This is a genomic window from Methyloligella sp. GL2, assembly GCF_013341275.1.
Taxonomy (GTDB): Bacteria; Pseudomonadota; Alphaproteobacteria; order Rhizobiales; family Methyloligellaceae; genus Methyloligella.
Genome location: NZ_CP054476.1, coordinates 2,227,638 through 2,245,984, shown reverse-complemented (window position 1 = coordinate 2,245,984; position 18,347 = coordinate 2,227,638). Strand labels below are relative to the sequence as shown.

22 protein-coding genes and 1 pseudogene are annotated in these 18,347 nt (G+C 63.9%); 5 read left to right on the top strand and 18 right to left on the bottom strand.

The window, feature by feature from the left end; all coding sequences use genetic code 11:
• Positions 1-12: 12 nt before the first annotated feature.
• From HT051_RS10610 to purC, 9 genes and pseudogenes are all read right to left on the bottom strand, one after another.
• Positions 13-861, bottom strand: coding sequence for a DUF2182 domain-containing protein (locus tag HT051_RS10610; RefSeq protein WP_246810060.1), 849 nt, complete (start codon positions 859-861; stop codon positions 13-15).
• Positions 828-1,466: a DUF1326 domain-containing protein gene (locus tag HT051_RS10605; protein WP_174542001.1), complete on the bottom strand. Its 639-nt coding sequence runs from the start codon at positions 1,464-1,466 to the stop codon at positions 828-830. Before HT051_RS10605 ends, HT051_RS10610 begins: the two co-directional genes overlap by 34 nt.
• Before the next feature lie 98 nt (positions 1,467-1,564).
• A complete protein-coding gene (grxD, locus tag HT051_RS15165; protein WP_174542972.1) occupies positions 1,565-1,915 on the bottom strand; it encodes a Grx4 family monothiol glutaredoxin in 351 nt (116 codons plus the stop codon).
• 102 nt (positions 1,916-2,017) lie between these two features.
• Positions 2,018-2,155 (bottom strand): annotated as a pseudogene (locus HT051_RS15160) (BolA/IbaG family iron-sulfur metabolism protein); the annotation flags it as partial.
• 57 nt (positions 2,156-2,212) lie between these two features.
• Positions 2,213-4,438, bottom strand: a complete 2,226-nt coding sequence (purL, locus tag HT051_RS10590; RefSeq protein WP_174542000.1) for a phosphoribosylformylglycinamidine synthase subunit PurL — start codon at positions 4,436-4,438, stop codon at positions 2,213-2,215.
• Positions 4,435-5,124 (bottom strand): phosphoribosylformylglycinamidine synthase subunit PurQ, encoded by a 690-nt coding sequence (purQ, locus tag HT051_RS10585; RefSeq protein ID WP_174541999.1) that lies wholly within the window; start codon positions 5,122-5,124, stop codon positions 4,435-4,437. The genes purL and purQ overlap by 4 nt, the downstream gene beginning before the upstream one ends.
• The gene (locus HT051_RS10580) at positions 5,121-5,615 is read right to left on the bottom strand and encodes a hypothetical protein (RefSeq protein WP_174541998.1); all 495 of its coding nucleotides are present in this window, start codon (positions 5,613-5,615) and stop codon (positions 5,121-5,123) included. Before HT051_RS10580 ends, purQ begins: the two co-directional genes overlap by 4 nt.
• A gap of 7 nt (positions 5,616-5,622) precedes the next feature.
• Positions 5,623-5,868, bottom strand: coding sequence for a phosphoribosylformylglycinamidine synthase subunit PurS (gene purS, locus HT051_RS10575; protein WP_174541997.1), 246 nt, complete (start codon positions 5,866-5,868; stop codon positions 5,623-5,625).
• Positions 5,869-5,884: 16 nt separating this feature from the next.
• Positions 5,885-6,655 (bottom strand): phosphoribosylaminoimidazolesuccinocarboxamide synthase, encoded by a 771-nt coding sequence (gene purC, locus HT051_RS10570; RefSeq protein WP_174541996.1) that lies wholly within the window; start codon positions 6,653-6,655, stop codon positions 5,885-5,887.
• 300 nt (positions 6,656-6,955) lie between these two features.
• On the opposite strand from purC, the gene HT051_RS10565 reads away from it, so the two are divergent.
• The 4 genes from HT051_RS10565 to HT051_RS10550 all read left to right on the top strand — a co-directional run bounded on the left by HT051_RS10565 (position 6,956) and on the right by HT051_RS10550 (position 9,518).
• A complete protein-coding gene (locus HT051_RS10565) occupies positions 6,956-7,282 on the top strand; it encodes a DUF1476 domain-containing protein (protein WP_174541995.1) in 327 nt (108 codons plus the stop codon).
• A 69-nt stretch (positions 7,283-7,351) separates the two neighbouring features.
• Positions 7,352-8,104, top strand: a complete 753-nt coding sequence (locus HT051_RS10560) for an HpcH/HpaI aldolase/citrate lyase family protein (protein ID WP_174541994.1) — start codon at positions 7,352-7,354, stop codon at positions 8,102-8,104.
• A 79-nt stretch (positions 8,105-8,183) separates the two neighbouring features.
• Positions 8,184-8,702, top strand: coding sequence for an SH3 domain-containing protein (locus HT051_RS10555; RefSeq protein ID WP_174541993.1), 519 nt, complete (start codon positions 8,184-8,186; stop codon positions 8,700-8,702).
• 129 nt (positions 8,703-8,831) lie between these two features.
• Entirely contained in the window at positions 8,832-9,518 is a 687-nt protein-coding gene (locus HT051_RS10550; protein ID WP_174541992.1) for an SH3 domain-containing protein, read from the top strand.
• Between the two features lie 98 nt (positions 9,519-9,616).
• Here HT051_RS10550 and purB read toward each other — a convergent pair whose 3' ends face one another.
• Together purB and HT051_RS10540 are read right to left on the bottom strand one after the other, a co-directional pair.
• Positions 9,617-10,909 (bottom strand): adenylosuccinate lyase, encoded by a 1,293-nt coding sequence (gene purB, locus HT051_RS10545; protein WP_174541991.1) that lies wholly within the window; start codon positions 10,907-10,909, stop codon positions 9,617-9,619.
• A 102-nt stretch (positions 10,910-11,011) separates the two neighbouring features.
• Positions 11,012-11,494: a hypothetical protein gene (locus HT051_RS10540; RefSeq protein WP_174541990.1), complete on the bottom strand. Its 483-nt coding sequence runs from the start codon at positions 11,492-11,494 to the stop codon at positions 11,012-11,014.
• 200 nt (positions 11,495-11,694) lie between these two features.
• Here HT051_RS10540 and HT051_RS10535 point away from each other — a divergent pair, with 200 nt between their 5' ends.
• A complete protein-coding gene (locus tag HT051_RS10535; RefSeq protein ID WP_174542971.1) occupies positions 11,695-11,904 on the top strand; it encodes a hypothetical protein in 210 nt (69 codons plus the stop codon).
• Positions 11,905-11,907: 3 nt separating this feature from the next.
• Here the strand turns inward: HT051_RS10535 and HT051_RS10530 are convergent, their stop codons facing one another.
• The 7 genes from HT051_RS10530 to HT051_RS10500 form a co-directional block, all read right to left on the bottom strand.
• A complete protein-coding gene (locus tag HT051_RS10530; RefSeq protein WP_174541989.1) occupies positions 11,908-13,035 on the bottom strand; it encodes a branched-chain amino acid ABC transporter substrate-binding protein in 1,128 nt (375 codons plus the stop codon).
• 293 nt (positions 13,036-13,328) lie between these two features.
• A complete protein-coding gene (locus HT051_RS10525; RefSeq protein WP_174541988.1) occupies positions 13,329-13,667 on the bottom strand; it encodes a DUF6867 family protein in 339 nt (112 codons plus the stop codon).
• Positions 13,664-14,440: an ABC transporter ATP-binding protein gene (locus HT051_RS10520; protein WP_174541987.1), complete on the bottom strand. Its 777-nt coding sequence runs from the start codon at positions 14,438-14,440 to the stop codon at positions 13,664-13,666. Before HT051_RS10520 ends, HT051_RS10525 begins: the two co-directional genes overlap by 4 nt.
• Positions 14,437-15,273 carry an ABC transporter ATP-binding protein gene (locus HT051_RS10515; protein ID WP_174541986.1) on the bottom strand — a complete coding sequence of 279 codons (837 nt, stop codon included), beginning with the start codon at positions 15,271-15,273 and terminating at the stop codon, positions 14,437-14,439. Before HT051_RS10515 ends, HT051_RS10520 begins: the two co-directional genes overlap by 4 nt.
• Before the next feature lie 10 nt (positions 15,274-15,283).
• Positions 15,284-16,681, bottom strand: coding sequence for a high-affinity branched-chain amino acid ABC transporter permease LivM (gene livM, locus HT051_RS10510; protein ID WP_371740611.1), 1,398 nt, complete (start codon positions 16,679-16,681; stop codon positions 15,284-15,286).
• On the bottom strand, positions 16,681-17,595 hold the full coding sequence (locus HT051_RS10505; RefSeq protein WP_174541985.1) for a branched-chain amino acid ABC transporter permease LivH: 915 nt from the start codon (positions 17,593-17,595) through the stop codon (positions 16,681-16,683). Before HT051_RS10505 ends, livM begins: the two co-directional genes overlap by 1 nt.
• A gap of 231 nt (positions 17,596-17,826) precedes the next feature.
• Positions 17,827-18,069 (bottom strand): CDGSH iron-sulfur domain-containing protein, encoded by a 243-nt coding sequence (locus tag HT051_RS10500; RefSeq protein WP_174541984.1) that lies wholly within the window; start codon positions 18,067-18,069, stop codon positions 17,827-17,829.
• Positions 18,070-18,347 lie beyond the last annotated feature (278 nt).

Sequence of the window (18,347 nt, the reverse complement as noted above, 5' to 3'; positions counted from 1 at the left end):
TTGGCGCCGGCGCTAGCTGAAGGCGGCGGCGAGATTGGCACCGATCAGCGCGAGCCCCGCGGCGATCAGCAAAATGGCGGTTAGCCTGGAGATTGCGGCGCCGTGCGGTGCGAGCTTTTCCACCGCCACGAACAGGGTGAGCCCGGCGATCCAGACCAGGTTCATCACCCCGCCGACGAATAACAGCAGCATCAGAACGGCGCAGCAGCCCAGGCAATAGGCGCCATGGGCGAGCCCCATGCGGAACGCGCCCAGAAGGCCCGGACGCCAGTGCTGGGTCAGGAAGTGCGCAGGCCCCCGGCAATGGCGCAAGCACGCGTCTTTCAGCGGGGTGAGCTGATACAGCCCCGCAGCGACAAGCAGCCCGCCGGAGAGCAGGGCGCTGCGCGAGCTCATCGTCCCCGATAGCAGGCCGGCGCGCTCAAGCGCGAAATGCAGGAGAACGGCCGCGGCGCTGAATAGCACCCAGAGCGCGATATAGCCGGCGGCGAAGGCGGCCGTGGCGGCGCGTTGCCCGGGCGCGTCAGGCTTCGAGCGGCGCAGCACCTGGGCGTGCAGCAGCACCGCAGGAGAGGCGGAGGGCAGCATCATCGCCACCATCATCACCACCCACATGAAGAAGGCGATCAGCCAGTAGGCGGGGCTCCAGCCGCTCATAGGGCTTGCCGGGGCGGAGAGGGGCAGCCACCAGCCGCTCATCATGCGCGGATCCATGCCCGTGCCCGCGCCGGTCAGCAGCGACAGCCAGGCGAGCGCGATCAGCAGGCAGAGCGCCAGCAGAACAATGGCATTTTCCCGCTTGAACAGAAGCGCCAGCATGGCCGGGGTCACCCGTTCGGACGAACCACGCCAGTCTGGCAAAGATGGATCTCGGCGAACTGGCCATAGCTGTCGGCAAGCTCGTAGGCGACAGGTCCGGTGACCTTCGACCAGCCGCGCCCGATCTCCGCCTCGGCGAACTCAAAGCCGCTCGGCTGCACGATACGGACCCTGTGGGGTGCGCCGGTGACCGGGTTCACGATCGGCGCGCCGCGCATCTCCAGGATGCCGTCGATCTTGGCCTCGGCGGTGCGGCCGTCGATATCCACCACGAAATCGATCTCCGCGAAGACCGGCGCGTGCTCGACATCGCAGGTCGAGGAGAAGACCTGGAACACCGTGGCGAAGGGCTCGGTGTCCTCGCCGCGGAGGATCCGGCGCAAGGCCTGCTGCTGTTCCGGCGTCGCCCGGCTATCGATGATGTGGAAATATTCGCCGCCGCCCTCATGGATCGGGCCGGGCCATAAAAACACGCCGCCGGCCCGCAAGCCGTCCAGCCGCGTCGTGCCGTGATAGCCCTCGTCGATCTCATAGACCGACAGGCCGCGGCAATGGCCATGAGTGGGCAGGGCGTTGAACTGGCAGGGACAGCTATAGTCGCAATTGCAGTTGCCGAACTCGCGGCCCCTGATCTCCCATTCCGTCATCGCAACCTCCACGCCGAACGTCCCAGGAAGATTCAAGGAAACTCCGAGGACAACCAAAGGGCCTGCGGCAGAGGAGGCTTATGCGGTGGAATGCGCCCCTATGCCGTCAGGGTCTGATTGTTGTGGCTGATGCCCTTGGAGGTCAAAAGCTCTTGCAGCTCGCCCGCCTGGAACATCTCGCGCACGATATCGGCACCGCCGACGAACTCGCCCTTCACATAGAGTTGGGGGATGGTCGGCCAGTTGCTGAACACCTTGATGCCTTCGCGCAAGCCCTGGTCCTCGAGCACGTTGATGTCGTCGAAGTCGAGGCCGAGATGCCCGAGGATATAGGCGGTCTGGGCCGAGAAGCCGCATTGCGGCATCTCGCGCGTGCCCTTCATGAACAGCACGACGTCGTGATCGGCGACCTTGCGCCGGATCCAGTCCTGGATCTCCTGATTGTCCATTTGATGCAGCTCCTTTTCCTCCTCGCTGACCGTCGCCACCGCCGGCGCCGAGGTCTTGAGGGCAAGCGCATGCAGCTCCCCGCCCATATTGCCCTTCAGGGCGTCATAGACGAGCTGGTGCTGCTGTACGCGGGTTTTGTCGCGGAAGGCCTCCGAGATGATGGTCGCGGAATAATGATCGCCGTCGCCGGCCAGATCCTCGATCTTGATCTCCGCATCCGGAAACGCATCGCGGATCATCCGCTCGATCGCATTCAGCTCCATCGCCATTCGGCCAAACTCCTGGATCTCGAAATGTTAGCCCCGGCCGGCGGACATATAGTCCGGCAGCCACTCTTCATAAGTGGACCGTAAACCGCCGAGGGGCAAGGGGGGCTCGCCCTCCAATTGCAGCGCATCGCCCCCGCTGGTGCCGATAGCCAGGGCCGGCACGCCGGAAGAGGCGGCCTGCAGCAGCAGCTCGCGCAGGCGCGAAGCCTCCACGGCGACCACATAGCGGCCCTGATCCTCGCCAAACCAGAAGGCGTGCGGCGCAAGCGGCGTCTCGGCCTGCAGTGTCACGCCGGTCTTGCCGGCCAAAGCCATCTCGGCCACCGCCACAAGCAGCCCGCCGTCGGAAACATCGTGCACGGCAGAAACCGTGCCCTTGCGGATCAAATCGCGCACCAGATCGCCGGCGCGCTTCTCGCACTCCAAGTCGACCGGCGGCGGCGCACCGGTGAATGCGCCCGTGGCATGCTCTTGGTAGAGGCTCATGCCCAGCGCGCCCTTAGTCTCGCCCAGCACCACCAGGGCCTGTCCCTCGGCGATAGCCATCTGGCCCATATGCGCGATATCCGGGATCAGCCCGACGCCACCCACGGCCGGGGTCGGCGGAATGGCGGTGCCGTTGGTCTCGTTGTAGAGCGAGACATTGCCCGAGACGACGGGGAAGGAGAGCGCAGTGCAAGCCTCGCCCATACCTTTCACCGCATCGACGAACTCGCCCATGATCTCCGGGCGCTCCGGACTGCCGAAATTCATGCAATCGGTGATCGCCAGGGGATCGGCGCCGGCCGCGGTCAGATTGCGCCAGCATTCGGCCACCGCCTGCTTGGCGCCCTCGAAGGCATCGCCTGCGCAGTAGCGGGGGGTGACGTCGCAAGAGACCGCCAGGCCCTTGCTCGTGCCGTGTACGCGGACCACGCCGGCATCGCCCCCGGGGCGCGCCACCGTATCGGCCATCACCATGTGATCGTATTGCTCCCAGATCCAGCGGCGGGAGCAAAGATGCGGGCCGCCCATCATCTCCTGCAAGGCACCCAGCAGACTGTTGGGGGCGGGAACGTCGTCGGCGGTGACAGTGGCCAGCTTCGGCTTCGGTGCGTGCGGCCGCTCGTAGATCGGCGCCCCGTCGGCCAGGGCCGAGAGCGGCAGGTCGGCTTCCACCTCGCCGTCATGCTTGATGATGAAGCGGCCGGTATCGGTGGTGATGCCGATCACCGCGAAATCCAGCTCCCACTTCTTGAAGATCTTTTCCGCGATGGGCTCCGCGCCAGGCTTCAGCACCATGAGCATGCGCTCCTGGCTCTCCGACAGCATCATCTCGTAGGCCGTCATCGCCTCTTCGCGGCAGGGGACGTGATCGAGATTCAACTCGATGCCGACCCCGCCTTTGTCCGCCATCTCGACTGAGGAGGAGGTGAGCCCTGCGGCGCCCATATCCTGGATGCCGACAATGGCGTCTTCCGCCATCAGCTCCAGACAGGCTTCCAGCAGCAGCTTCTCGGTGAAGGGATCGCCCACCTGAACCGTGGGGCGCTTCTCCTCCGAGGCATCGTCGAATTCGGCCGAGGCCATGGTCGCGCCGTGAATGCCGTCGCGGCCGGTCTTGGAGCCGACATAGACCACAGGCAACCCGACACCCCGCGCGGCGGATTTGAAGATGCGGTTCGCGTCCACCAGTCCCACGCACATGGCGTTGACCAGGATATTGCCGTCATAGCGGGAATCGAAATTGGTCTCCCCGCCGATGGTCGGCACGCCCATGCAGTTGCCGTAATCGCCGATGCCGGAGACGACGCCCGAAACCAGATGCCGGGTCTTGGCATGCTCGGGCGAGCCGAAGCGCAAGGCATTCATATTGGCGACGGGGCGCGCGCCCATGGTGAACACGTCGCGCATGATGCCGCCGACGCCGGTCGCCGCGCCCTGATAGGGCTCGATATAGGAGGGGTGGTTGTGGCTCTCCATCTTGAACACGGCCGCCTGGCCGTCGCCGAGATCCACCACGCCGGCATTCTCGCCCGGACCCTCGATCACCTGCGGCCCCTCGGTCGGCAGGGTCTTCAGCCAGATACGCGAGGATTTGTAGGAGCAATGCTCCGACCACATCACCGAGACGATGCCGAGCTCGGTCAGGGTCGGCTCGCGGCCCAGCGTCTCCAGGATCCGCGCATATTCGTCTTGCGAAAGCCCATGCTCGGCGATCAGGGCAGGGGAGAGCCCGCCCTCGGATTTCTTTGCCGGTGCACCGCCGCTCATTGCAGACGCTCCACGATGGAGGAGAAGATCGGCGCGCCGTCCGTGCCGCCAAGCGCCGGATCGGCCAGGCGCTCCGGATGGGGCATCATGCCGAGCACAGTGCCGCTCTCGTTGTAGAGCCCGGCGATATTGTTGCGCGAGCCGTTGGGATTGGCGGCATCGTCCACCGTGCCTTCGGCCGAGCAATAGCGGAAGGCGATGCGGCCTTCGCCCTCGAGCCGTGCCAGCGTCTCGTCGTCGGTGAAATAATTGCCGTCCTTATGGGCGACGGGGATGCGGATCACGCTGCCGGCCGCATAGCCGTTTGTGTAGAGCGTATCGTCCCGCTCAACCTTCAGATGCACGTCTTTGCAGATGAAGCGCAGCGAGCGGTTGCGCATCAAAACGCCCGGCAGCAGCCCCGTCTCGGTCAGCACCTGAAACCCGTTGCAGATGCCGAGCACCGGCGTGCCGGCCTTGGCCCGCGCCACCACCTCGCGCATCACCGGCGAATGGGCTGCCATGGCGCCGGAGCGCAAGTAATCGCCATAGGAGAACCCGCCGGGAACGACGATGACGTCGGTCTTCGGCAATTCCGCGTCGCCGTGCCAAACCATGGCCGGCGGGGCGCCGGTGGCGGCTTCCAGCGCCACGGCCGCGTCGCGATCGCAGTTCGATCCGGGAAAGACGATAACGGCTGCTTTCATCTTATCGGCCCCGCATTCACTTCGGCTTGTTTCCAGTGTCTTTTGAACGCCGTGAAATTGGATTCACAAATCCCAAGAACGAGACGAGGCGCATCCCGACCGCGGATCCACTGCTCTCGATAGGTCTTGTCTTTCCGATAGGTGAACACTCGCTCAGCCTTCCGGTATTCCAGGCGAGCTGTGACCTCAGTCCCGCTGCTGTTCAGTTTCACAATCTCTGCCGCCTGGAGTATGGGATGTCGATAGTATGTGCACAGCATCCCGACTTGAGGTGTAGGCTCGCTATAATCCGCGGGTGGAAACTCCATCGTCTCCATACGGTTTCGCCACTCTTGGCGCTCTTCCTCGGTGACGTAGGGACCTTCAGCCTTCTTATCCCAGTCGTCGGGCGGGGCTACGTGGTAGCCCCGCGACTTGAGATATCGCGTCGCTTCCGCTTCCGAAGAGATCGGCGCCTTAGTCCCGAAAAATCGGCGGAGCCATTCGAACATGAGCTAGTCACGCCGCCTCGAGCTCGTAGGAATAGTTTTCGATCACCGTATTGGCGAGCAGCGCTTCGCACATCCGCTCCACCTCGGCCTTTGCCGCTTCCGGATCGCTCTCCGAAAGCGCCACTTCGATATATTTGCCCTGGCGCACGTCGTCCACGCCGCCAAAGCCCAGCGCATGCAAAGCGCCCTCGATGGCCTTGCCTTGCGGGTCGAGAACCCCTTGCTTCAGGGTGATGGTGATGCGCGCCTTCATGCCTTGACCGCGCCTTTTACTGCGAGCGCACCAGAACCGGGCCGCCCTGGTTCTGCGTCGGATTGTCGACATGCAGGCCAAGCCGCCTTGCGACTTCCTGATAAGCCTCGACCAGCCCGCCGAGATCGCGGCGGAAGCGGTCCTTGTCCAGCTTGTCCTCGGTCTCGATATCCCACAGCCGGCAGCAATCGGGCGAGATCTCGTCGGCCAGCACGATACGCATCGTGTCGTTCTCCCACAGCCGACCGAACTCGCATTTGAAGTCGACCAGGCGGATGCCGATGCCGAGGAACAGCCCGGTGAGGAAGTCGTTCACCCGCAGCGCCACCGACATCATGTCGTCGATCTCTTGCGGCGCCGCCCAGTTGAAGGCGGTGATGTGCTCTTCGGAGACCATGGGATCGCCGAGCTCGTCGGATTTGTAATAGAATTCCATGATCGAGCGCGGAAGCTGGGTGCCTTCGTCGAGTCCGAGCCGCTTCGACAGCGAGCCGGCGGCGACATTGCGCACCACCACCTCGACCGGGATGATCTCGACTTCGCGCACCAATTGCTCGCGCATATTCATGCGCTTGATGAAATGGGTCGGCACGCCGATATCGCCCAGCTTCTGGAACAGATATTCCGAGATGCGGTTGTTGAGGACACCCTTGCCCTCGATCTTGGCATGCTTCTGATTGTTGAAGGCGGTGGCGTCGTCCTTGAAATGCTGAATCAGCGTTCCGGGCTCGGGGCCTTCGTAGAGGATTTTGGCTTTGCCTTCATAGACACGGCGGCGGCGGTTCATGTGTGTCCTTTCGAACGGGCTTCTTGACCGAACAAGCACGAAACGGCGCGAGGCGAAAACGATAAAAGCCGCGCGCGCTTTAGCTAATTGCCATGGTCGGAATCGCCTAGCGGAAATCTCCCCGGAGCTTAGCGGAAGGGCGAAAGCGACACAACGACTGTCGGATGTGGCGGAATAGCCCTGGCGTTTATTGATTCTGTGGCCGGGCAAGGCTATGTCTCCGGCTCGAAATTAAGGAATTTCCGGCGATTCCCCGAAAGCTGAGCGGGGAGGCCGCTTTTGTTGGAGGATTGCCCCGAAATGGCCGGTTTCGACGATCGCGAAAAGGGTTACGAGAAAAAATTCGCTCATGACGAAGAGCTGAAGTTCAAGGCGACTGCCCGCCGCAACAAGCTGTTGGGGCTATGGGCCGCCGATTTGATGGGGCTTTCCGGCGACGAGGCGCAAGATTACGCCAAAGCGGTGGTGAAGGCCGATTTCGACGAGCCGGGCGAGGAGGACGTGTTCCGCAAGATCCGCGCCGATTTCGACGCCAAGAGCATCGACCAGTCGGATCATCAGATTCGCCGTCATATGCTCGAGCTGATGGCCGAGGCGGTCAATCAGATCGAGAACGAGGGCAACTAAGGTGGCCGCGCTCCGGGCCTCCAACGCCTACCCCAAGGGACACCGGGTGGGACACCCGATGGGGCGCCGGTGAGCGAGGACCGCTTCAGGAGCGCGCAAAAGGCCGGGCGGCCGCTCTATAACGCCTGGCTCACCCTCAATTCTCCCTACGCCATCGAGCTGGTCGCCAAGGCCGGCTGGGATTGCGTCACCATCGACCAGCAGCACGGGCTGGGCGGCCATAGCGAGATGGTCGCCTGCCTGACCGCCGCCAAGGCGGCCCGGCTGCCGGCGCTGGTGCGTGTCGCCGATAACGATATGGGCTTGGTCGGCCGGGCGCTGGATGCTGGCGCCCAAGGCGTGATCTGCCCGCTGATCGAATCGCTGGACGATGCCGCCGACTTCATCCGCGCGGTGAAATACCCGCCGCAAGGCATGCGGAGCTGGGGCCCGTACCGGGCGCGGCTGGAATTCGAAGGCGATTATTTCTCCATCGCCAATGGCTGGACCATCGCTTGTGCGCAAGTGGAGACCCGAGGCGCGCTGGAAGCGCTGGACGACATCTTGTCGCTCGAAGGGCTGGATATGATCTGCCTCGGCCCCAACGATCTCTCCGTTGCCCTCACCGGCCGGCTGGATATCCGGGCGCCGGAAGTGGCCGATGCGATGACTCTGGTTCTGAACAAGGCCAAGCAACACGGTGTGATCGCTTTCGTTTTTGCCAATGACGTGGAATTTGCGCGCGATGCGGTGAAAGCCGGCTGGGATATGGTCGCGGTTGGCTCCGATGCCTCCTGGCTTGGCGCCACGGCGGCGGAAATGAAACGGAAAGCCTCCGAATGAGCGGGGCTAGGCGGGGAGCCTTTGCCGGTGCATCATGGCGCGGGGCGCGAATCCGCGACGAAGAAGAGGTAGAAGCGGTATGAGACGATTTATCAGGCAAACCCCAATCCGGGTCCGCCCGCTCCGGAAGGCTGCGCTTTTCGCCGCCATGCTGCTGGCGGGACTTGGCCTTGCCGGCGCCCCGGCCCATGCCTGGACCGCCTATACGACGGCCGATCTCAATCTGCGTCAGGGGCCGTCCACCGGCTATCCCATCATCGCCACCATGCCGAACGGCTCCAAGGTCGATGTCGGCGGCTGCTCCGGCGGCTGGTGCGAGGTCGGCTGGCGCGGCACGCAAGGTTTTGCCGCCGCCTCCATGCTGGCCGAGGCCGGCAAGCGGGGACGCGCGCCGGAAGTGGTGGTGATCGATCCGCGCTATCCCTGGCACGCCGGGCATTACGCCACGGCGGATGATTATTTCGACCTGCCGCCCTATGCGGCCGAGCCGCCGCACTTCTATCGGCGGCGCTTCCTGCTCTCGCCGCGGGAGCGCAACCGGTATCGCTACCGGCCGCATATCTTCAGCCCCGCCGAAGCTGCCGCCGCCTACAATTAGGGCGGTCTGCCTCGGTCTGGCCATAACCGGTCACCACATAGGGGGCGATTGAATAAGGGGGAGTTGCCGAGGAACGAAGCTGCCCGGAGGTGCGATAGCGCCTTCGGCGGCGAAGGAGACGTGTACCCCATGAAATTGTTATTTGCCCGATTTGGGCTGGCGGCCGGATTGCTGCTGGCCTCGAGCGCTGCCGCTCTGGCGGCGCAGGCCGTAACCACCGCCGATCTGAATGTCCGTGCCGGCCGCACCGTCTATTCGCCGGTGATCGGCGTGCTTCGCGCCGGCACGGTGGTGGACGCCACCAATTGCTATAGCGGCTGGTGCAGCGTCCGGGGCGGCTATGCCTCATCCCGCTATTTGAGCTTCGGCGGCGGTTACGCACCGCGCTATCCTTACAGCGGCCCCTATGTCCGGCCTTATCCCTATGTGCGGCCATACCCCTATATCGGAGTCTATCCGTACGGAGGCTATCGGCGGCCATACCCGTATTATCGCCGTCCCTATCACGATCACGACCATCATCACGGCCACCACCATAGCGGCGGCGGTCATCACGATGGCGGCAAGAAGAAAAAGTCCGACGGCGGCAAGTATCATGGCGGCCGGGGCGATTATCGCAGCGGCGGCGGCTACCAGAGCGGCTTCAAGAAGAAGCCAAGCCGCGGCGGCTACCAGAGCGGCGTCAAGAAGAAGCCTAGCAGTGGCCAATACCACGGCGGCCGCGGCGACTATCGCAGCGGCGGCGGCAATAAGCCCAAGCAAGGTGGCGGCGGCAACAAGCCCAAGCAAGGCGGCGGCGGAAACCGCAACCGCTGATCGGCCGGCCTTCACGCCGATCGAACCCCAAAAAGAAACGGGCCGGATCGCAGCATCCGGCCCGTCTTCGTTTCGCCCTGGTCTCGCGGGCTTCCGGCTTAGCCGAACACCCGGTCCAGGATCGTATCCACATGCTTGGTGTGATAGCCGAGGTCGAATTGGGCGCGCAGCGTTTCTTCGTCCAGCGCCCTGGTGACGTCCGGGTCGGCCAGGAGCTCGGTCAAGAAGTCGGCGCCTTGCTCCCACACCTTCATGGCGTTGCGCTGCACCAGGCGGTAAGCGTCCTCGCGGGAGACCCCAGCCTGGGTCAGCGCCAGCAGCACCCGCTGGGAATGGATCAGACCGCCGAGCTTATCCATATTGGCCTGCATCCGCTCCGGATAGACCACAAGCCCCTTGATTAGGCCGGTGAGGCGGGCAAGGGCGAAATCCAGCGCGATGGTGGCGTCCGGCCCGATCACCCGCTCCACGGAGGAGTGGGAGATATCGCGCTCGTGCCACAGCGCCACATTCTCCAGCGCCGGCATGGCATAGCCGCGGATCAGCCGAGCGAGACCAGTCAGGTTCTCCGACAGCACCGGGTTGCGCTTATGCGGCATCGCCGAGGAGCCTTTTTGGCCGGCCGAGAAATACTCCTCCGCCTCCAGCACCTCGGTGCGCTGCAAATGGCGGATCTCGGTGGACAGCCGCTCGATCGACCCGGCGATCACCGCCAGCGTCGCGAAATAGGCGGCATGCCGGTCGCGCGGAATGATCTGGGTGGAGATCGGCTCCGGGCTCAGCCCCAGCTTGGCGGCGACCATCTCCTCGATGCGCGGATCGGGATGAGCGAAAGTGCCGACCGCGCCGGAGATGGCGCAGGTGGCGACCTCGGCCCGCGCCGCTTCCAGCCGCGCCAGATTGCGGTCGAACTCCGCGTAAGCGAAGGCGAGCTTCAGCCCGAACGTGGTGGGCTCGGCATGGATGCCGTGGCTGCGGCCGACGGTGACGGTGTATTTATGCTCCAACGCGCGGGCCTTTAGCGCCTCCAGCAACCCCTTCAGATCGGCGATCAGCAGATCCGCCGCCTGGGTGAGCTGCAGGTTGAAGCAGGTATCCAGCACATCGGAGGAGGTCATCCCCTGATGCAGGAAACGGGCTTCCGGCCCGACATGCTCGGCGACCGAGGTGAGGAAGGCGATCACATCGTGCTTCACCTCCCGCTCGACCTCGTCGATCCGGTCGATATCGAACCCGCCGCGCTCGCGCACCGCTTTGGCCGCCTCTTCGGGGATCATCCCCAGCTCGGCCATGGCCTCGGCGGCCGAGGTCTCGATTTCGAGCCAGATGCGGAAACGGTTCTCCGGCTCCCAGATGCTGGCCATCTCCGGCCGGCTGTAACGAGGGATCATAGTCTAACCTTAAAAAGCTAAAGCGCGTAGGCGAGGCGAGTGAATGCCGAGGGTCTAGCAGAGCCGGGACCGCGCCTCAATTCGCAAAGCGTGAGAGCGGCTTTACGCCCGCCGCCGCTCCACCGGCCCGAACAGGGCCAGATAGAGTCCGGCCGCGACGATCAGCCCGATCAGGGCCGGCAGGGACGGCCCAAGCATGAACAAAACGAAGGAGTAAAAATCGTTGATCGAGGCGAAATAGAGCCCGGACAAGGACCAATCTTGCTGGCTCGGATAGGTGACGTGGCTATAGATCAGCCGCAGCAGCCCGCCGAAGCTGAAATAAGCCAGCACGAAGATCACGAGGCCAAACAGGAAGCGGACAACCGGCCCGCGCGAGGCAGCGAAGCGCTGCGCCCACCAGGCGAGCAGGGCGGCCAACGCCCCGGCGAAACCGGCGGTGCGTAGGGTGATCAACACCGTCTGGTTATCAATTTGCGATTGCAGGTAATCGCCGATGAGGATCCCCTGCATGGAAATTCCCATCACCGCGGCGAACAGAAGCGCCAGTACAAACCCCACGATCGTGTTGATGGTGATGCCCATCCAAGCCCCCCGGTCCTTAAGGCTGCCCCAAGCCTCGTATCGAGCCTACGTATCGAGCCGTCGCCTCGAGCCGACTATGCAAGCGATTGCGGATGGCCGCAATGGCGCAAGGGCGGGAGAGGCGCGAAATCCCGCCCTTGCCGCGGGGCATGCTTTGTGCTGCCATCCGGCGAAGTCAATTGAGGAGGCGCGTGGCGCGTATGGCATTCGAGGATCTGCAGGCGGAACTCGCCTTGCTAATCAATCAGATGGAAGATCAGCCTGAGGACCGGCATGAGCTTTATTTGCAGATTCGCGAAAAGCTCAACGAGATGCGCGCCTACGGCATGCCGCTGCCGCAGGACCTGGTCGATCTGGAAGAGGCGTTGGAAGCGGAGTTCGCCGCGGCCAAGAAGAAGAGCGAAAGTTAGCCGCTACTTCTCGATCTCGGCGTAGTCGCCGTCGTGCCAGCGATAGACCGCATAGGGCGGCAGGCTGGGATCGCCTTTCTCGTTAAAGCGAAACTTGCCGATCACCGTGTCGAACTCGGTGTCGTTCAGCGCCTTGATCACATCGCTGGAGGCGGTTGAGCCGGCTTTCTCGGCCGCCTGCGCCCAGGCCTGCATGGCGGCATAGGTGTAGAGCACATAGCCCTCAGGCTCGATGCCCTTGGCCTCGAACCGCGCCACCACATCCTTGGCGGCCGGGTTCTTGCGCGGATCGGGCGAGAAGGTCATCAGCGTGCCTTCGCCCGCCTTGCCGGTGATCGACCAGTATTCCTGGTTCACCAGCGCATCGCCCCCCATCAGCACGGTATCCATCCCCTGGCCGCGCATCTGACGGGCGATCAGCCCGGCCTCGGTGTGATAGCCGCCGAGGAAGATCAGATCGATATCGTTGCGCTTCAGCTTGGAGACCAGCGCCGAATAGTCCTTCTCGCCGGCGGAGATCGCCTCGTAGAGTTTCTCCTGCAGCCCGGCGGCGTTCATCGCCTTCTTGGTCTCGTCCGCTAGCCCCTTGCCGTAGGCCGTCTTATCGTGGACGAAGGCGATATTCTTACCCGCGAAATGCTTGGCGATGTATTCGCCGGCCACCTTGCCTTGCTGGTCGTCGCGCCCGCAAACGCGGTAGATATTCGGCCCGGCGCGGTCGTCGGTAAGGGCGGGATTGGTGGAGGCGGGGGAGATCATCACCGTATCGGCATCGCCGTAGATCTGCGATGCGGGGATCGAGGAGCCGGAACAGAAATGCCCGGCCACCAAGGGAACGCCTTCGCCCACCATCTGGCCGGCGACCGCCACGGCCTGCTTCGGATCGCAGGCATCGTCGCCGATCTCCAGCTTCAGCTGCTTGCCCAGCACGCCGCCTGCCGCGTTGAGGTCTTCCACCACCAGCGTAGCGCCTTGCTTCATCTGCTGGCCGTTGGAGGCGTATTGCCCGGTCAGCGGTCCGACCGTCGCGACGGGGATGGTGTTGTCGTCGCTACCGTCGCCGCAGCCAGTGAGGGCCGTGAGCCCCGCCAGGGCGGCAAGCGTCGCGATGATCCATGTGAGCCGTCGCATGGGCGTCCTCCGATCTCGAAATCCGCTGAAACTGGGCCGCACTCTATCGCAAAATGCCCTGAACCCAACGGATTCGGGCTCGGGATTCGAGCATTTCCTGAACAAATATCGGGCGCTGAATGCACCTTAACACGGCAAGGCCACGTCACTGAGGGACACGGCCAGGCCACGTCATCCTGAGGAGCGTGGCGAAGCCGCGCCTCGAAGGAGGCGTGGCCGATGACGCTTATGCTTCGAGGCCCGCCAAGGCGGGCACCTCAGCATGACGGCGCTGAATACCAAGAAGCTTCGGCCTAGCGGCTCTTCCAGGTGAGCGGGCTGGTCCGCTCATACAGCCAGCGATACTGGGTCACCATCTGGGTGGTGCGCATCAGCCGGTAGCCGAGCGCGGCGGAGCCGAGCAGCACCAGATAGGTGACCAGCCAGTAATAGGCCGAGAGCAGGGCGCCATCGAACAGCGCGTAGTGGAAGAAGCGCACCGCAGCGGCGAGTAGCGCCATATAGAAGCAAACCCGCCAGAACGGCCGCCAGCTTCGCGCCAGGCCGCGTCCGGCGAGAAACGCCGCCCCGCCGCCGATCGCCACGGTGAGAACGAGAAAGACCACCAAACCGTCGTCGGAGAGCCAGCTCATTGCGCTGCTCCCTTTGGCTTGGAGCGCTTCCGGGCCGGCTTCTTCTCCGGCGCCGCACCGCCTTCCAGATAGGAGCGTCGCACCTCGTCGGAGGCCAAAAGCTCCTTGCCCGTGCCGGACAGGGTGATTTTGCCATTGACCATGACATAGCCGCGATCGGCCAGGCTCAGCGCGTGATAGGCGTTCTGTTCCACCAAAAGCACGGTGAGCCCTTCGTCGTTCAGCGCTTTGATGGCGGCGAAGATCTGCTTGGTGATCAGCGGCGCAAGGCCGAGCGAGGGCTCGTCCAGCAGCAACAGCTTCGGCTGCCCCATCAGCGCCCGAGCGATGGCCAGCATCTGCTGCTCGCCGCCGGAGAGCGTGCCGCCGCGCTGGGCCTGGCGCTCCTTCAAGACCGGGAACAGCGCGAACACGTGATCGAGATCGGCGGCAAAGCGCTCCGGCTCTTTGGCGATGATCGCGCCCATCTGCAGGTTTTCCATCACTGTCATGCGGCCGAAGATGCGCCGCCCTTCCGGCGACTGCACGATAGATTTTTGCGCCACCTCGAAGGCGGGAAGGGCGGTGATGTCCTCGCCCTCGAACAGGATATGGCCGGAGGTCGGTTCCGGCGCGCCGAAGATGCTCATCATCAGCGTGGTCTTGCCGGCCCCGTTGGCGCCGATGATGGTGACGATCTCACCGGCCTGCACCTCCAGGTCGATCCCATGCAGAACAGGTAGGTGGCCGTAGCCGGCGACCAGCTTGTCGATTTTGAACAGCGGCGCGGTCATAGCCCGACCTCGCGTTCGGCGTCCTCGACCTCTTCGTCCGGCACGCCGAGATAGGCGGCAATCACCGCCTCGTCCTCGCGCACGGCTTGAGGCGGCCCGTCGGCGATGATCGCCCCGTGATCCAACACAATGATGTGGTCGGAGATGGTCATCACCACACTCATATCGTGCTCGATCAGGAGGATCGCGGTGTTCTCCTCTGCGCAGATGGTGCGCAGCAGGGCGTTGAGACTGTCGCTCTCGCGCGCATTCAGCCCCGCAGCCGGCTCGTCCAGACAGAGCAGCTCCGGGCGGGTGCACATGGCGCGGGCGATCTCGAGCCGCCGCTGGTCGCCGTAAGACAGATTGCCGGCGGCATTGTCGGCCTGGTCGATCAGCCCGATCCGCTCCAGCCAATGGGAGGCGAGCTCTACCGCTTGCCGCTCGGCGGCGTGAAACCGCTTCAGCCCGAAAAGCGCACCGAGTGTGAGCCCGGCCGTGGCGGTCAGCCGCTCATGCTGCGCCACCATCAGATTTTCCAGCGCGGTCATGCCGGGAAACAGCCGGATATTCTGGAAGGTGCGGGCCACCTTGGCTTTGGCATTGATGGCGTGGTCGTCCAGCCGTTCCAGCAGGAAGCGCCTTCCGGAAGCATGGGTGAGGGCGATCATCCCCTCGCTCGGCTTGTAGAACCCGGTGATGCAGTTGAACACGGTGGTCTTGCCGGCGCCGTTCGGCCCGATCAGCGCGGTGATCTGCCCCCGCTCGGCGGCGAAGGAGACATCGTCCACCGCCACCAGCCCGCCGAACCGCATGGTGAGGTGCTCGACATTCAGAAGCGGCGCGGTGCTCATCGGCGCCCCCTCATGCGCGGCCCTCGCCGACCAGCTCGCCGGCAATGGCGGCCTTTCCCTTGCGCAGCGTAATCGAAGGGGCGCGGGTGGAGACCAGCCCGCGCGGGCGCCAGATCATGATCGCCACCATGGCGAGGCCGAAGAACAGCATGCGGTAGAGCGCCGGATCGAAACCCTGGCCGAAGATCAGCTGCAGACTGTCGGTGTGGCGCAGCGCCTCGAAGCCGCCGATCATCACCGCCGCGGCGATCGCCACGCCGAGCTGCGAGCCCATGCCGCCCAGCACGACGATGGCAAGGATGATCGCCGATTCGATAAAGGTGAAAGATTCCGGGCTGATGAAGCTCTGTCTTGCGGCGAAGAAGCTGCCGGCGAAGCCGCCGAACAGGGCACCTGTGGCAAAGGCGGAGAGCTTAGTGACGGTGGTATTGATGCCGAGCGAGCGACAGGCGATCTCGTCCTCGCGCAACGCCTCCCAAGCCCGGCCCATGGGCAGGCGGCGCAGGCGCAAGGTCACGAAATTGGTGATCAGTGCCATCACGAGGATGATGTAGTAGAGCCACATCGTGCCGTAGAGCGGGTCGTATCGGAGGCCGAAAAAGGCGTGGAAGCTGTTTTCGGCGCGAAGCCCGAAATCCAGGCCGAAGAAACTCGGCCCGGGAATGTTGGAGATGCCGTTCGGCCCGCCGGTCACATCGGTCCAGTTCTGCAGCACGATGCGCACGATCTCGCCGAAGGCCAGCGTCACGATGGCGAGATAATCGCCGCGAAGCCTCAGCACCGGAAAGCCCAGCATGATGCCCCAGAGCGCGGCGAGAATGCCGGCGATGGGGAGACACATCCAGAACGACCAGCCGAAATGCGCCGAGATGATCGCGAAGGAATAGGCGCCCACCGCGTAGAACGCGACATAGCCGAGGTCGAGCAGCCCGGCGAGGCCGACCACGATGTTCAGCCCCCAGCCAAGCATCACATAGGTGAGCACCAGGATGGAGAGATCGAACCAGTAGCGCAGCGGCAGATGCAGGCCGAAGGCGGTATTGAGCAAATAGGCGACGATCGGGAACAGCACCGCGAAGGCCACCAGGATCAGCCCGAGCCGATTGGCCTCGTTTGCTGCGCTCGAAGCGCCATCGCCTTGTTTTTTCGGCAAAAAGGGCAGGGCGGGGAATGTCCAATCCCGGTCCCACCAGAACAGGTTCAGCGCCAGCCGGCCGAAGAACACCAGCCCGACTACGACGGCGAGAAGGATGGGCCGGGGCTGCAAGGTGATGCCGGTGACGCTGTCGACGGTGCGCACCCCGAGCAGTAGGCAGAACAGCAGGAAGGCGATGCCGGCCGAGATCGTGGCATCCAGAAGCGCGGGGCCGAGCCGGCGGCCTGTTGTGGTCTCCGGCGTGTCCAAGATTATACCTTCTCCACCTCAGGCCGGCCGAGCAGGCCGGACGGGAAGAAGATCAGCACCAAGGCGAGCATCGAGAAGGCGGCGACGTCCTTATATTCGATGGTGAAATAGGCCGACCAGAAGGTCTCGATCAGGCCGATGATCATGCCGCCCAGCATGGCGCCGGGGAGCGATCCGATGCCGCCGAGCACGGCGGCGGTGAAGGCCTTGATGCCGGCGATGAAGCCGATGAAGAAGTCGATCACCCCGTAATAGAGCAGGTAGAGCAGCCCGGCCACGGCGGCGAGCGCGGCGCCCATGACGAAGGTGAGTGAGATGGTGCGGTCGACATTCACCCCGCAAAGCGCCGCCATCATCCGGTCCTGCTCGCAGGCGCGCAACGACCGGCCCAAGGGCGTCCGGTCGATGAGCAGCCAGAAGGCGGTCATCAGCGCGATGGTGGTGACCACGATCAGGATCTGGATGTTGGACAGGCTGACCGCGAAATTCTCCGCATGCATCAGCTCGTAGCCGCCGGTGATCACCGGCTGCAGCGTCTTCACCCGCGCGCCTTGCGAGACTTGCACGAAATTCTGCAGCACGATGGACATGCCGATGGCGGTGATTAGCGGGGCGAGGCGGAAGGAGGCGCGCAAGGGCCGGTAGGCCACCCGCTCGATGGTCCAGCCCCAGACCGCGGTCAGCAGCATCGCCACCAGAAGCACCAGGATCAGCGCCAGCGGAATGAAGGTTATGCCGATGCTGAGAAGCCCGATAAAGGCGATCAGCGCGATGAACGATCCCACCATGAACACATCGCCATGGGCGAAGTTGATCATGCCGATAATGCCGTAGACCAGCGTATAGCCGATGGCGATCAGCCCGTAGATCGAGCCCAGCGCGATCCCGTTGATGAGTTGCTGCAGAAAATATTCCATCTGCCCAGTGCTGCCTGCTGCCCCCGAACGTTTAGGCGATCCTGAGAGAAGTAACGCGAGGCTGCCCCGCGCCTATATCCGATGTGATGTGCTCAACAAGAAAGGATTGCGCGGGGCTTGGCAAGCCAGGCAAGGCGGTTTTACACCGCGAGGCGCCTCTGCAGCGGGCGCCAGTTGCCTGAAGGCGACAGCTTGCCTTCAGGCGCCATGAGAAGATCAACGGACGATCGACTAGAAGATCAGCATATGCGAGCCGTCGCAGAACGGCGGCGTGTCGGTATCCTTGCAGCCGCAAAGCAGCGCCGTCTCGGTGCGCTCCGCCGTGAACATTACCGGCTCGAAGCCGGTGCCGGCATGGGAGCCATCGCAGAACGGCTGACGCTTGCTCAGCCCGCAGGCGCACCAAGCGTAGCGCTTACCCTCCACGAGCTCGACTTGATACGGATTGAGTTGGGGCCGTTCTGGTTCGTCCATGCCGCTTTTTCCCTATTCCGCGCCGCCGAATAGGCGGCGTAATCCAACCGTGCTTTGAAAATCCCAGGGATTCTGCTTAGCGAATTCGCCGTAAGCGCACAAGGAAGGGGCGACGAAAGGCGCAGCGCGCAAAAGACGTGCGAAATCGGCACGCGCGTTAATCGCCTGGTGATAACTCCACAACTATTGTTAACCATAAACATGGGAGCGCCCGCCGCTTGGCCGGGCTTTCCATTGCTGTATGGTGCCAATGTTGACGTACGCCTTGAGATGCGGGG

Excerpts from the sequence above, each read along its gene's own strand:
- grxD (WP_174542972.1), bottom strand. The coding sequence starts at position 1,915 with ATGGACAATCAGGAGATCCAGGACTGGATCCGGCGCAAGGTCGCCGAT.
- HT051_RS10605 (WP_174542001.1), bottom strand. The coding sequence starts at position 1,466 with ATGACGGAATGGGAGATCAGGGGCCGCGAGTTCGGCAACTGCAATTGC.
- purL (WP_174542000.1), bottom strand. The coding sequence starts at position 4,438 with ATGAGCGGCGGTGCACCGGCAAAGAAATCCGAGGGCGGGCTCTCCCCT.
- HT051_RS10520 (WP_174541987.1), bottom strand. The coding sequence starts at position 14,440 with ATGACCGCGCCGCTGTTCAAAATCGACAAGCTGGTCGCCGGCTACGGC.
- HT051_RS10550 (WP_174541992.1), top strand. The coding sequence starts at position 8,832 with ATGAAATTGTTATTTGCCCGATTTGGGCTGGCGGCCGGATTGCTGCTG.
- HT051_RS10540 (WP_174541990.1), bottom strand. The coding sequence starts at position 11,494 with ATGGGCATCACCATCAACACGATCGTGGGGTTTGTACTGGCGCTTCTG.
- HT051_RS10535 (WP_174542971.1), top strand. The coding sequence starts at position 11,695 with ATGGCATTCGAGGATCTGCAGGCGGAACTCGCCTTGCTAATCAATCAG.
- HT051_RS10580 (WP_174541998.1), bottom strand. The coding sequence starts at position 5,615 with ATGTTCGAATGGCTCCGCCGATTTTTCGGGACTAAGGCGCCGATCTCT.
- purS (WP_174541997.1), bottom strand. The coding sequence starts at position 5,868 with ATGAAGGCGCGCATCACCATCACCCTGAAGCAAGGGGTTCTCGACCCG.
- purB (WP_174541991.1), bottom strand. The coding sequence starts at position 10,909 with ATGATCCCTCGTTACAGCCGGCCGGAGATGGCCAGCATCTGGGAGCCG.
- HT051_RS10530 (WP_174541989.1), bottom strand. The coding sequence starts at position 13,035 with ATGCGACGGCTCACATGGATCATCGCGACGCTTGCCGCCCTGGCGGGG.
- HT051_RS10525 (WP_174541988.1), bottom strand. The coding sequence starts at position 13,667 with ATGAGCTGGCTCTCCGACGACGGTTTGGTGGTCTTTCTCGTTCTCACC.
- purC (WP_174541996.1), bottom strand. The coding sequence starts at position 6,655 with ATGAACCGCCGCCGCCGTGTCTATGAAGGCAAAGCCAAAATCCTCTAC.
- HT051_RS10505 (WP_174541985.1), bottom strand. The coding sequence starts at position 17,595 with ATGGAATATTTTCTGCAGCAACTCATCAACGGGATCGCGCTGGGCTCG.
- HT051_RS10515 (WP_174541986.1), bottom strand. The coding sequence starts at position 15,273 with ATGAGCACCGCGCCGCTTCTGAATGTCGAGCACCTCACCATGCGGTTC.
- HT051_RS10500 (WP_174541984.1), bottom strand. The coding sequence starts at position 18,069 with ATGGACGAACCAGAACGGCCCCAACTCAATCCGTATCAAGTCGAGCTC.
- HT051_RS10555 (WP_174541993.1), top strand. The coding sequence starts at position 8,184 with ATGAGACGATTTATCAGGCAAACCCCAATCCGGGTCCGCCCGCTCCGG.
- purQ (WP_174541999.1), bottom strand. The coding sequence starts at position 5,124 with ATGAAAGCAGCCGTTATCGTCTTTCCCGGATCGAACTGCGATCGCGAC.
- HT051_RS10565 (WP_174541995.1), top strand. The coding sequence starts at position 6,956 with ATGGCCGGTTTCGACGATCGCGAAAAGGGTTACGAGAAAAAATTCGCT.